Here is a 12,050-nt window from a genome sequence, read left to right on the forward strand (position 1 = left end):
CCGACTTCACTCTGTCCGCGCCAGGACCTGTTCTAGATTCCCAAAGAACTGCTGCCAACCGTGCCTCGCGCCATGATAGGCCTGCTTCTGATCCGGCCGGAAGCCCGACTGCTCCATGCGCAGGTGAGTCCCCGTGCCGCTGGGAGTGAGTGTCCAGGTGACGACGCTCTCGAGACCATGGGCGCCCCATGTGTAAGATAGGGTCTTGTTCGGCTCGATGGCCCTTACCTGGCAGTCGACCGCGCCCCAGTCGGCGCGAAGATTGAAACTGTGGCCCGCGACCGGCTTGAAGTCGTTCTTCATCAGCCACTCCTCGATCAGGTGCGGTTGGGTAAGCGCGCGCCAGATCTTCTCCGGCGGATGCGCCAGTTCCCGTTCGACGACGACGGACAGCGTTTCAGTTGCAGGTTGGTTCATTGATCCATCCTTTTGAGCAGATCTTCGAGTTGGTCGAACCGGCTTTGCCAGAAGCCGGCCATCTGGCTGGTCCAGTCGATCAGCGGAGCCAGGGCACGAAGCTGCGCGCTATAGTGGGTCTGGCGGCCTTCGTGCCGATCGCGCACCAGCCCGGCCTGTTTGAGAACCCCGAGATGCTTTGAGACGGCCGGCTGCGAAACGCCGGCCCGCGCCGTCAAAGCCCCGACCGTCTGCTCGCCTTCGCGGCACAACCGCTCGAACAGGGTCCGCCGCGTCGGATCGGCGAGCGTTCTGAACAATATGTTGTGCGTCCGTGACATCTCAATCGATAACTCGCTGGCTATGGATTAAACCTATAACCAACGAGATATATGAGTCAACCGGTTCTTCGCCCCTTGATCAGCCTCAGCCATGGCGCCGAATGGAACACGCTCATCAGCAGGTACATCGGAACCATTCCGGTCAACGGCGATGCACCGTGCGCCGCCGAGCATAGCGCACCCGCCACACTGCCATCCCAAATCCCCGTAACGAGCGCCATGATGGCGAAGACCGGCGCGGCCGCGAGAGACAGCAAACGGTCCGCGCCGACCTTGGGCCATTCTCGGGACCGCCCGACTTCGGAGCGGATCAGGTCAGTCGCGTCGGAAATCATCTCGCCGCATCTTTCCGGAATGCGGCCTCTCCGGCGTCAGACACCTTGACCCACTTCGGGTCGGGTGCGGCGTTGGGTACGTAACTGTCGTGCCAGTTCCACCACTTGTATGGCCGGCTCTGCGGGTAGCCCTGCGGCGAGTCCTCCCACTCCTCCTGACGTCCGAGCGCGGTCATGTCGAGGTAGCTCCAGACCGTGCCCATCGCCTCGTCGCCGCGGCTGTTGATGAGGTAGGTGCGGAACACGCGCTCGCCGTCGCGGATAAACGCGTTGTGGCCGTGCCATTCATCGACCCCGAAGTCGGCGTCGAAGCTGTCGGTGATGGTGACCCAGGGAATCTTTTCCCAGCCCATCCGCGCCTTCAGCCGCGCGATGTCGGCCTGCGGCGCGCGCGAGGCATAGACCAGCGTGGTGTCGCGCGCATTCAGGTGCGTGAGGTTCGAGACCTGATCGGCGCCCAGCGAACAGCCGATGCAGGCATGCTCCGGCCAGCCGTGCACGCCGGGCTCGAAGAAGGCGCGGTAGACGATCAACTGACGGCGGCCCGCGAACAGATCGAGCAGGCTCGCTTTGCCCTCGGGCCCGTCGAACGTATAGGCCTTTTCCACGGCAACCCACGGCATCCGCCGCCGCTCGGCCGTCAGCGCGTCACGGGCGCGGGTCAGTTCTTTCTCCTTGACGAGAAGCTGCTCGCGCGCAGCCTCCCACTGCTGCGGCGAGACGATCGGTGGCGTGTTCATGGCGTGCTGGTCGCGCGAAACGGTTTGTGGTTGCATGATTGGTCTCCTTTGTTGAGATGCTTGTCTCTTTGTCGTGTTGGCTGTTATGCCGACTTTCAATGCGGGCAGATCTGCGACGCGCTAGTGCAGCTTTTGCGAGGAGGCCTGTTCCGCGGCGATGGCGCCGATGCTTGGAACAACCTTCTTCCAGCCTCCGCTCATATTCCTGAAAGCAACCTCGTTGTTCGGCAGCGCGAAGCCGGAGTGGACCACGCGAAGGCGCGTGCCGTTTTCAACTTTGGAAAGCGTGAAGGTCACGACAGTATCCAGCCGCGAGCCGTATCCGGCATTTGTCTCGTGTCCGCCCCTCCAGGCATAGGCGAGGCGTTCGTTCGTGACAGCCTCCAGCACCTCGCAGTGGATGACACCATCCCACGCGCCGGCCGGCGTGGTCCGATAGGTGAAGCGGGTGCCCTTCACGGCCGCAAATCCGGTCGGCGTCATGTGGAGCCAGCGGCCCATCAACTCGCCCGAGGTCAGCGTTTTCCAGATCGTCGCTGGTGCGTGCGGAAACACCTCCTCGACCACGATGGCCTGGGTTTCGGATTTTTCAGGTTTCAGTCCGGCCTGGGTCATGGATCGATCTCCTTGAGGAGGGTTCGGAGGTTGGCGAAACGCTTGCGCCAGAAGGCATCGTAGTGGCCGATCCAGTCGACCAGCGGCGTGAGGCCTTCCGGCCGGGCGCGGTAATAGACGTTGCGGCCCTCGGGACGCTCGGCGACCAGGCCGGCGAGCTTCAGCGACTTCAGATGCTGCGAGATCGCGCCTTGGGTAACGCCGCTGCCACGCGTCAGTTCGACCACGGTGATCTCGTCGGACCGAAACACCCGCTCGAACACGGCTCGCCGGGTCGGATCGGCAAGGGTGCGCAGGACGGTATCGATGGCGGTGGCCTGGTTCATGCCTTATCAATTAGCCTTCACTAATTCATTAGTCAAGGCTAATTTTTAGTCATTTCACGCCGGCGCAGGTTCCGGCCGGGTCTCACCCTTCGGGAACGGCCTGAAGGTCATGGCGATCAGGAACGCGCCGAGGCCAACCGCCCAGGAACCGATATAGAGCCACGCGTAACTGGCGAAGGTATCGTAGATCAAACCGCCGGCGACCGGACCGGTCGCCATGCCCAAGCTGCCGGCCATCGCGGTGCCGCCGATCACGGTGCCCAGGATCTTCAGCGGAAAATTCTCGCGCACCAAAACCGAGTAGAGCGGCATGGTGCCGGCATAGATGAAGCCGAACAGCGCCGCGACGGCGTAGAACGCGGCGAGCTCGCGCACGAACACGTAAGCCAGCGCGCCGAACGCCTGCGCGAGCAACCCCGCCACCAGCACCCGCTTGGCCCCGAAACGGTCGCCGGCGAGACCAAACGCGATCCGGCCGCCCAGCCCCGCCAGCCCTTCGACACTGTAGATCGTCACCGCCGCTATCAGCGGGATGCCGCAGGTGACCGCATAGCTCACGGTGTGGATGATCGGGCCCGAATGCGTCGCGCAGCACAGAAAGTTGGTCGCGAGCAGGATGATGAATTGCGGCGAGCGCACGGCCTGGCCGACCGACATCTCCGCCGGCGGCGCGTCCTCGCCGGCCGGCGCGATGCCCGCGCGCGCCAGCGCCGGCGGACGGCGCACCAGCAGTGAGACCGGGATCATGACGCTCGCGACCACCGCGGCCATCACCAGCATCGAGAACCGCCAACCGTGGTTCGAGACCAGCCACGCCGCGAGCGGCGACATGATCATCGGCGCCATCCCCATCCCTGCCGAGACCAGCGAGACCGCGAGGCTGCGATGGGTATCGAACCAGCCGGTGACGCACGCCATCATTGGCGCGAAGATCGCCGAGATCGAGCCGCCGACCATCAGCCCGAACATGATCTGAAATGCGAGCAGCGACGGCGCCTGGCTCGCCAGCGCCAGGCTTGCCGGCAGCACGATCGAGCCTGTCAGCACCACCGGCAGCGGCCCGAACCGGTCGGACAGGCTGCCCCACATCATGCTGGTGCAGGCCATCGCGAGGAACGCGACCGTCATGGCGCTGGACACGCCGGTCACCGACCAGCCGGTATCCTGCGCAATCGGCCGCAGGAACACCGGCAGCGAAAACATGCCGCCGATGGCGACGCAGCCCAGGACGCCGCCGGCGGCGACGATCACCCAGCGATAGCGAGATTGGTTCATTTGCGATCTCCCGGAGCTCTCTCGGGATATAGACGAACGGGACGGACTGGAACCGACACCAGGATATATCCGCGAGGAAATTTTTTCGAGCGGCGGATGCGATACCCCACCACAGCCGTCATGCTCCCGCAAAAGCGGGGCATCCAGTACGCCGCGGCTTTTCGGTTCAATCATCAGCGTCTCTGGAATACTGGATCGCCCGGTCAAGCCGGGCGATGACAGTTGGAAACACACCTTCGCGTTCCCGCGGCAGGAATCGCCCGGGTTGTGCATGCTGGTTTCGCCCCAGAGGGCGTGGGGAATGCCGGGCGCACGATGCACCCGCAGCCCGGCAGGGCAGAAAAAACAAGCCTTGCCGGTAACAGTCACCACAGGTCCACCGGAATCACCCGGCATCCCCGCACGCGAATGGTTTTAACGAGTTCCTTCGTGCTCTCCCCGGTGATCGGGCTTTGTTGTCACCGTCGCCAGCGAAGTTGCCTCCACTGACTTGACGCCGGCGTCGAGGCGTCAGGACCACACGACTTCATCGTCCGCATCAGCGCTGTTCGTCAAAAGCGCCATCAGCGTCCATCGCATCCCGCCCCGCGTCCGTGACGATCGCGAGCGCCCCTTGAGGGGGCGGGACAGGAATGGATATGAACTGATTTGCTATTTCTGAAAACCAGAACATTTTTGCACAAGGGGCTTGACACTGATTTGCCCGACAGATCGATTTAGGAAGTCGTTGGGGGCCTTAAGGAATTTATTTTCATTCCCTAATGACGCCGGTGATATGCCAGTTCCGCCCCCGGTCAGGAACGATTCTGACTGGCCTTATCAGCCCCCGATCCGCTCGACCAGATGCGCGCGCGACGGTCCAGGCTCGAACGGGTCGGCGAAATATTGCGTTTCGTGGGCGACCTTCCCTTCGCGGAATTCCATGATGCTCACGACGTAGGACGGCACGCCGTCATAGCTCAGCACGAATTCGCTGACCCAGAGATCGCCGCTGCTGATAATCCGCCGGACCGTAAAGCGCTTCTTGTTGGGCTGGACGGTGCGGCTCTCCCTGATGTTGCGCCGGCCGCGGATCCGCTCGCCCGATTGCGGATAATCAAGCACGGCATCCTCGCGGTAGATTTCATGTTCGGCCTCGAAATCGTTGGCGTCCGAGGCGTCCCAGTGGCGTTCAAGCGCAGAGCGTACGGTTTGATCGTCCATCGCAATCTCCCGCTTGCGCGTCCAGCTAGAGACGCAGGCGTAATCCGCCATCGCCGACGTTGAAGACGTGGGGGTTACGGCTTCAATTATAACCCGCCTAGCTAGCCGAGTCGCGTGGGGTGAATCTTCATTCGGGATCAAAGAGCCGCTATCAGCCGTGTGCGGCCATGGCGCGTTTGCAAGCCGGCCGCTCCTGGAGCCGCTCGCAATATGCCCGCAGTGTCGTGGGAAGATCCTGGCCGACACCTCGACTCCAAATTCGCAAGGCGGTCGCCACCGAAATGTCCGCCAGGGTTAGTCCGTCGCCCACAAGGAATTCGCGGTCACCGAGTTCATCACCAATTCGGTCGACCGTTCCCTTAAGCCGGGACTCGATTCCGATCGCCGACCAGTTGCGCTTTTGATCGTCCGGCGCACCGAAGCGGGCCGCAAGCAGCGGCGTCATCGGCGATGACAGCGACGCTTCCCCTATCAGAGTGAATTGAAGGACTTTAGCGAAGCGCTCGTCGTCCACGGGCGGCAAGGCATCACTTGGTCCATATTTCTGCGCGATGTAAAACATGATCGCGACCGATTCAGACATCGACACGTTGCCGTCCTGTAGGAAAGGCACAGTGCCGAAGGGGTTGAGCGCTCGGTAGCTCCCGTCCGGCGGAAAGCTGACGGGCACGAAGGTGTGGGCAATTCCCATCTCCTCGCATAACCAGGTCGCCCGCAGCCCCCGCGCGCCGTGAGGAAAGTCGTATATTTTTATCACTGGCAAAGTTTCCTCTTGGGCTCTCTGGGGAACGCGACTTGGGACGACCACGTCAGGGGGAACTCGTCGGGGCGGCCAACGTTAAACGCGGATGTAGTCCGCATTGCGTATGAAGCGTGGGGACCGGTTGGTAGGGGCAAGCCACGCTAAAAGCAATAAGGACAAGTCCAATGAGCATGAGTCGCAAAGAACTGACGTTCTCCTCCGGCCGTGACACTTGCGCTGCGTGGTTCTACCCGGCGGCGGCGGATGAAGGGATGAGACCCATCATCGTCATGGCCCACGGATTGAGCGGCACACGGCGAGACCGTCTGGGCGCGTTCGCCGATCGGTTTTCGGCCGCCGGTATCGCGGCGTTCGTTTTCGACCATCGGGGCTTTGGCGACAGCACGGGCGAACCGGACCTGTTCGAGCCTTCCCGTCAGTTGGAAGACTGGCGTGCCGCCATCGCGTTTGCCCGTTCCTTGCCCGACATCGATGCCGAACGCGTGGCGACATTCGGGTCCTCGTTTGGCGGGGGCAACGCGCTCGCCGCGGCAGCGGAGGATCCCAAGGTGGCCGCGGTGATCAGCCAGGTTCCGTTTCTCGACAGGGACACCCAGACCTACGCCAAGCCTCGGCACGTCGTGGAGCAATTGAAGGCTGCGGCTGCCGAAGGTCGTTATTTGCCCGCCGTTGGTCAGCCCGATGAGGCGGCGTTCATCAGTGCGCCCGGCGCGGAGGTCGGGTGGCGGCGTGTTGTCGCAATCGGTGAGGACTCTCGATGGCGGAACCGCGTCTCAGCGTCTTGGCTGTTGGGTCCCCCATATAGTCCTATCCGACATGCAGCCTCGCTTCACTGTCCCTGGTTGGTTTGCGTTGCCGCGGACGATCAGGTTGCCAAGCCGGGGCCTGCAATTGAGGCCGCGCGCCAAGCCCCGAAAGGTGAACTCCGCATCTATCCAGGTGTCGATCACTTCGACATCTACGACGGGCCGCCCCACGAGGCAGTGGTCGCCGATGAGATCGAGTTTCTTCACCGCCACCTTCTAGGCCGAAGCCTCTGCGGAACAACTAAAGCGGGTTCGGAGTTGATGCGGGTTTATCTGCCCGCGTTGACTTCGGATGAAAACCCAGTTGGCAAAAGGCGTTTCGACAGTAAAGCCTAAGCGAGGTCCAGAATAGTGTGACGACTATTGACCACTATCGGTGGTGCAACAACGCCTTTAACACCCCGCTCGATCCCACGTTACTCCACAGTACTCCCCTCACTCCCACTCGATCGTCCCCGGCGGCTTTGACGTCACGTCGTAGACCACCCGGTTGACGCCCTTGACCTCGTTGATGATCCGCGTGGCGGTCTCGCCCAGGAACTTCATGTCGAAGGCGTAGAAGTCCGCGGTCATGCCGTCGGTCGAGGTCACCGCGCGCAGGCCGACGACGTATTCGTAGGTGCGGCCGTCGCCCATCACGCCGACGGTTTTCACCGGCAGCAGCACGGCAAAGGCCTGCCAGATCTTGTCGTAGAGGCCGGCTTTCCTGATCTGGTCGATGTAGACCGCGTCGGCGTTGCGCAGGATATCGAGCTTTTCCGATGTGATCTCGCCGGGGCAGCGGATCGCAAGGCCCGGTCCCGGGAACGGATGGCGGCCGACGAAGATGTCGGGCAGGCCGAGTTCGCGCCCCAAGACGCGGACCTCGTCCTTGAACAGTTCGCGCAAGGGCTCGACCAGCTTCATGTTCATGCGCGCCGGCAACCCGCCGACATTGTGATGCGACTTGATGGTCACCGAAGGTCCGCCAGTGAACGACACGCTCTCGATCACGTCGGGATAGAGCGTGCCCTGCGCCAGGAACTCCGCGCCGCCAATCTTTTTTGCTTCCGCATCGAACACGTCGATGAACAGGCGCCCGATGGTCTTGCGCTTCTGTTCGGGGTCGGTAACCCCGGCCAGTTCGCCCAAAAATTGCTTCGAGGCATCAACGTGAACCAGCGGGATGTTGTAGTGATGCCGGAACAGGTCGACCACGGTCTTGCCTTCGTCCTTGCGCAGCAGCCCGTGGTCGACGAACACGCAAGTGAGTTGGTCGCCGATCGCCTCATGGATCAAGACCGCGGCGACCGCGGAGTCGACGCCGCCGGACAGCCCGCAGATCACGCTGCCCTTACCTACCTGGGCGCGGATTTTCTCGATCGCCTCTTCGCGGAACGCGCGCATGGTCCAGTCGCCGGTGAGCCCGGCGACCTTGCGGACGAAATTGCGGATCAGTCTGGCGCCGTCGGGCGTGTGCACCACTTCGGGGTGGAACATCAGGCCGTAATATTTGCGCTTCTCGTCCTGGATCACGGCGAACGGCGCATTGGCGGACGTGCCGGCGACGACAAAGCCGGGCGGCATCGCGGTGATGCGGTCGCCATGGCTCATCCAGACCGGATGCCGCTCGCCCATGTTCCAGGTGGAGTCGAACAGCTTGCTCGTGGCCTTGACCTCGACGTCGGCGCGGCCGAATTCTCTGGCATGTCCGCCCTCGACCGTGCCGCCGAGCTGCGCCGCCATGGTCATCTGGCCGTAGCAGATGCCGAGCACGGGAACGCCGGAATCGAAGATCGCCTGCGGCGCGCGCGGCGAGCCTTTTTCGTGCACCGATTCCGGGCCGCCGGAGAGGATCACGGCTTTGGGCTTCATCACAAGAAACGCCGCTTCCGCCTTCTGGAACGGCACGATTTCGGAATAGACGCCCTCCTCGCGCACCCGCCGCGCGATCAGCTGCGTCACCTGGCTGCCGAAATCGACGATCAGAATCTTGTCATGCGCCGAGGCCACCGAAGGCGCCGACTCTGCTGCGGGCTGTGCTGCTGTCATGGGAAGGAATTACGCTGCCCAAGGCGGCCCCGCAACCCTTCCGCAGCCGTCATGGCCGGGCTTGTCCCGGCCATCCACGGCTTAAAATGGGCAGGAAAAGCAAGACGTGGATGCCCGGGACAAGCCCGGGCATGACGAGGATCAACCAGTTCGGCGCAACACCGACACGAAAAATCCGTCGGTTCCGGTGCGGCGGGGGGTCATCAATAACCCCTCCGAGGATTGCAGCGTCGCCGCGGCAAAAGCTTCCGCTTTGTCCCACAATACCGTCACGGTCTGCGCTGGCAGCACCACCGTGAAATCCGGATGGCGGGCGAGGAAGCCGCGGACCTGGTCGGCGTTTTCGGGCGGCAAGACCGAGCAGGTGATGTAGGCGATCCGCCCGCCCGGTTTGGTCAAGGCGGCGGCGCGATCCAGCACCGTCACCTGGTCCTTCAGCCGCACTTCCAGCGCGCCGGGGCGCATCCGCCATTTGGCGTCGGGATTGCGCCGCCAGGTGCCGGTTCCCGTGCAGGGCGCGTCGATCAGCACCAGATCCGCTGAGGCGTGGATATCGCTCAGCGTGTCGCCCTCGCCCTTCGGGGTGCGCACGTCGCAATTATGCACGCCGGCACGCGACAGCCGCTCGTAGATCGGCGCAAGCTGCCGCTTGTCGTGGTCGGTCGCGATCAGCCGGCCCTTGCCTTGCATCATGGCTGCCAGCGCCAGGGTCTTCCCGCCCGCACCGGCGCAGAGGTCGATCACCTGCTCGCCGGGTTTTGCATTGGATAACAAGGCTGCGAGCTGCGAACCCTCATCCTGCACTTCAATGGCGCCCTTGATGAAGTCTTCTTCCGAATGGATGCCGGGATTGCGCGCGTCGGCGCCGAGCTCGATGCGCAGGCCGAGCGGCGACCATGGCGTGGGCTTGGCGCCGAGATGCGCAATCGAGGCGAGAATTTTCTCGCGCCTGGCCTTCAGCGTGTTGACGCGCAGATCGAGCGGCGCGCGGCTCGCCATTGAGGTTGCTTCCGCGACGCGGTCGTCGCCGAATACTTGCGCGAGATAGCCGTCGAGCCATTCCGGATAATCGCCGGCGATGTGCGCCGGCGCATCGGCCAGTGAACGAGAGGTCAGCGCGGCACGCTCGGACTCGGTCAATGGCCCAGGCGCGAAACGGCTGCCGTCGCATAGCGCGGCGATCGCCTCGGTATCAAGGCCGCGCTCGAGCCGCAGCATGCCGATGACGCGCGCGCGCGCAGTATCCTCGTCCATGATCCAGGCGCTCGAGGCGCGGCGGCGCAGCACGTCCCAGACTAGGCCCGAGATCGCGGCGCGATCGCCCGAGCCGGCATAGCGATGCGCGGTGCCCCATTCCTTCAGCGCCTTGGCGGCGGGGACGCGCTGGGCGTCGATGGTGTCGATCAGTTCGATGGCCGCGGAAAGCCGCGCTGCGGGAGTCATTCAAAGCTTTCAGTTCCAGAGGTAAGGCTCAGATCAGCAGCAGAATCTTCAGCGCGAAGTAGAGCCACATCGCGAACAGCACCAATGCTCCGGCAAACCACGACAGCGAACGCGCCTTGAGGTCGTTGGAGGTGACGAAAACGCCGGCATGGGCAAAACGGCAGACCACGAATACCCACGACAGCATCACCATCACGAGGTCGGCGTGGCGGATCGGCAGCGCAATCGCGATCAGGATGTAGAACAGAAGCGGCAGCTCGAACTGGTTCATGTAGCAGTTGCCGATCTGGGTGGCGCGGGCCGGCCAGTTCGGCTGCCCCAGCACGATGTCCTTCACCCTGGTCTGGCCGCTGATCAAGGCGCCCCGGCGCGCCCCGAACGTTCCCAGCAGCAGGAAGAAGGTGAGCCCGACCAGCACGAAAACCGGCAGCAAAACCATCTGAAGCGACATTGAAATCCTCCCCCGTGACCGAGCGTCAGTCCCCGCTATAGCGACCGCGCTCCCCCCTGACAATAAATCCCGGCCGGCGGCGTTGAACCTCCGTCGCCGCCGGGGTGACCAAGGGCAGATGAGTGCATTTCTCATGACGATCGCCGACGGCGGCCCGGATGGCTGGTCCGGCATGGCGATATCGGGGCTGGCCGGCGCCGCAGCGGCGCTGGCGGTTGCCGTCCTGCTGACGGTCTATTTCCGCACCGGATATCGCAGCACGCGCGATATCTTGCGGCATGGCCTCGCCGCGGCACTCGTGCTCGGGCTGCTCGCCTTCGCGGCCTACGACATGCGGCATGCCGCACTGGCCTATCTCGGCATCGTCCTCGCCCTTTAGGTTTCATCATTCCGACGTCAGGCGGATGTATGATCGCGCCGGAAGGAATGCTGCATGCCCGAATTTCGCCTCACCCAGATTTCCGATACGCATCTCGCCCGCCGCCTGCCGGAACTGACCGAGAACTTTCACCGCGCCAGCGAATACATCGACGCCAGACGTCCCGATCTCGTCGTCAACACCGGCGACCTCGCCTTCGACGGCCCGACCAGCCCGGACGATCTTGAATTCGCCAGGACATTACATGCAGCCCTGCCCGTGTCTTGCCGCTATCTGCCGGGCAACCACGACATCGGCGACAACCCGACCGCGCTTGGTCCAAAGCCGTCTCCTCCGGTCACCGAACAAAGCCAGCAGGCGTTCCTGTCGATCTTCGGCGAAGATCGCTGGCGCTTCGATGCCGCGGGCTGGTGCTTCATCGGACTAAACTCGCTGGTGATGAATACCGGGCTGGCGCGCGAGGCCGACCAGTTCGACTGGCTGGCTGCGGAACTCGCAAGCGCCGGTGGCCGGCCGGTGGCGCTGTTCCTGCACAAGCCGCTTTATCTCAATTTGCCCGACGATCCCGAACTTGCGGCAGACGCGATCCGTTATGTGCCGATGCCGGCGCGACGCCGTCTGGTGGAGATGCTGCGCGCCGTCGACCTGCGGCTGGTCGCCAGCGGACACGTTCACCAGCGCCGGGATTTCACCTACTCCCGCATCCGTCATGTCTGGGCGCCTTCGGCCGGCTTCATCATTTCGGATGCGCGGCAGGAAGTGATCGGCATCAAGGAAGTCGGGCTGGTCGAATATCGCTTCCAGCCCGACAGCTTCGAGGTCCGCCATGTCCGGGCGCCGAGCCAGACCGATCTCGACATGGATTCGCTGCTCGCCAGGGTTTCGAAAGGGTTAGCGAGCTAGAGCCGTTCCCGTTTCGATGGAATCGAAACGGGGCTCTAGATTC

Annotated in this window: 15 protein-coding genes; 3 read left to right on the plus strand and 12 right to left on the minus strand. The window is 63.4% G+C overall.

From position 1 onward, the window contains the following. Positions 1-6: 6 nt before the first annotated feature. The 9 genes from E7813_RS14925 to E7813_RS14965 form a co-directional block, all read right to left on the minus strand. A complete protein-coding gene (locus tag E7813_RS14925) occupies positions 7-417 on the minus strand; it encodes an SRPBCC domain-containing protein (RefSeq protein ID WP_291575146.1) in 411 nt (136 codons plus the stop codon). Then, positions 414-737, minus strand: a complete 324-nt coding sequence (locus E7813_RS14930) for a metalloregulator ArsR/SmtB family transcription factor (protein WP_291575147.1) — start codon at positions 735-737, stop codon at positions 414-416. The genes E7813_RS14925 and E7813_RS14930 overlap by 4 nt, the downstream gene beginning before the upstream one ends. Before the next feature lie 56 nt (positions 738-793). After that, positions 794-1,072, minus strand: a complete 279-nt coding sequence (locus E7813_RS14935; RefSeq protein WP_291575149.1) for a hypothetical protein — start codon at positions 1,070-1,072, stop codon at positions 794-796. Then, positions 1,069-1,848, minus strand: a complete 780-nt coding sequence (locus E7813_RS14940) for a DUF899 domain-containing protein (protein WP_291575151.1) — start codon at positions 1,846-1,848, stop codon at positions 1,069-1,071. Before E7813_RS14940 ends, E7813_RS14935 begins: the two co-directional genes overlap by 4 nt. An 84-nt stretch (positions 1,849-1,932) precedes the next feature. Next, positions 1,933-2,427 (minus strand): SRPBCC domain-containing protein, encoded by a 495-nt coding sequence (locus E7813_RS14945; RefSeq protein WP_291575153.1) that lies wholly within the window; start codon positions 2,425-2,427, stop codon positions 1,933-1,935. Next, a complete protein-coding gene (locus E7813_RS14950; protein ID WP_291575155.1) occupies positions 2,424-2,753 on the minus strand; it encodes a metalloregulator ArsR/SmtB family transcription factor in 330 nt (109 codons plus the stop codon). The genes E7813_RS14945 and E7813_RS14950 overlap by 4 nt, the downstream gene beginning before the upstream one ends. Before the next feature lie 54 nt (positions 2,754-2,807). Continuing rightward, the gene (locus E7813_RS14955) at positions 2,808-4,028 is read right to left on the minus strand and encodes an MFS transporter (protein ID WP_291575157.1); all 1,221 of its coding nucleotides are present in this window, start codon (positions 4,026-4,028) and stop codon (positions 2,808-2,810) included. 819 nt (positions 4,029-4,847) lie between these two features. After that, the gene (locus E7813_RS14960; protein WP_291575158.1) at positions 4,848-5,231 is read right to left on the minus strand and encodes a nuclear transport factor 2 family protein; all 384 of its coding nucleotides are present in this window, start codon (positions 5,229-5,231) and stop codon (positions 4,848-4,850) included. 151 nt (positions 5,232-5,382) lie between these two features. Next, positions 5,383-5,988 (minus strand): glutathione S-transferase family protein, encoded by a 606-nt coding sequence (locus E7813_RS14965; RefSeq protein WP_291575160.1) that lies wholly within the window; start codon positions 5,986-5,988, stop codon positions 5,383-5,385. Between the two features lie 155 nt (positions 5,989-6,143). Here E7813_RS14965 and E7813_RS14970 point away from each other — a divergent pair, with 155 nt between their 5' ends. Next, positions 6,144-7,136 carry an alpha/beta fold hydrolase gene (locus E7813_RS14970; protein ID WP_291575216.1) on the plus strand — a complete coding sequence of 331 codons (993 nt, stop codon included), beginning with the start codon at positions 6,144-6,146 and terminating at the stop codon, positions 7,134-7,136. Between the two features lie 99 nt (positions 7,137-7,235). Here E7813_RS14970 and guaA read toward each other — a convergent pair whose 3' ends face one another. The 3 genes from guaA to E7813_RS14985 form a co-directional block, all read right to left on the minus strand. Continuing rightward, positions 7,236-8,831, minus strand: coding sequence for a glutamine-hydrolyzing GMP synthase (gene guaA, locus E7813_RS14975; RefSeq protein WP_291575161.1), 1,596 nt, complete (start codon positions 8,829-8,831; stop codon positions 7,236-7,238). Positions 8,832-8,972: 141 nt separating this feature from the next. Beyond that, a complete protein-coding gene (locus E7813_RS14980; RefSeq protein WP_291575162.1) occupies positions 8,973-10,274 on the minus strand; it encodes an RsmB/NOP family class I SAM-dependent RNA methyltransferase in 1,302 nt (433 codons plus the stop codon). Positions 10,275-10,302: 28 nt separating this feature from the next. Next, on the minus strand, positions 10,303-10,725 hold the full coding sequence (locus E7813_RS14985; protein WP_291575163.1) for an MAPEG family protein: 423 nt from the start codon (positions 10,723-10,725) through the stop codon (positions 10,303-10,305). 118 nt (positions 10,726-10,843) lie between these two features. Between E7813_RS14985 and E7813_RS14990 the strand changes: the two genes are divergently transcribed. Together E7813_RS14990 and E7813_RS14995 are read left to right on the plus strand one after the other, a co-directional pair. Continuing rightward, a complete protein-coding gene (locus E7813_RS14990; RefSeq protein WP_291575165.1) occupies positions 10,844-11,104 on the plus strand; it encodes a hypothetical protein in 261 nt (86 codons plus the stop codon). Positions 11,105-11,158: 54 nt separating this feature from the next. After that, complete coding sequence (locus tag E7813_RS14995; protein ID WP_291575167.1) at positions 11,159-12,007, plus strand: metallophosphoesterase; 849 nt, start codon at positions 11,159-11,161, stop codon at positions 12,005-12,007. The last annotated feature ends 43 nt before the right edge of the window (positions 12,008-12,050 follow it).

Origin of the sequence: Bradyrhizobium sp., assembly GCF_004799405.1 — a bacterium.
Taxonomy (GTDB): Bacteria; Pseudomonadota; Alphaproteobacteria; order Rhizobiales; family Xanthobacteraceae; genus Bradyrhizobium.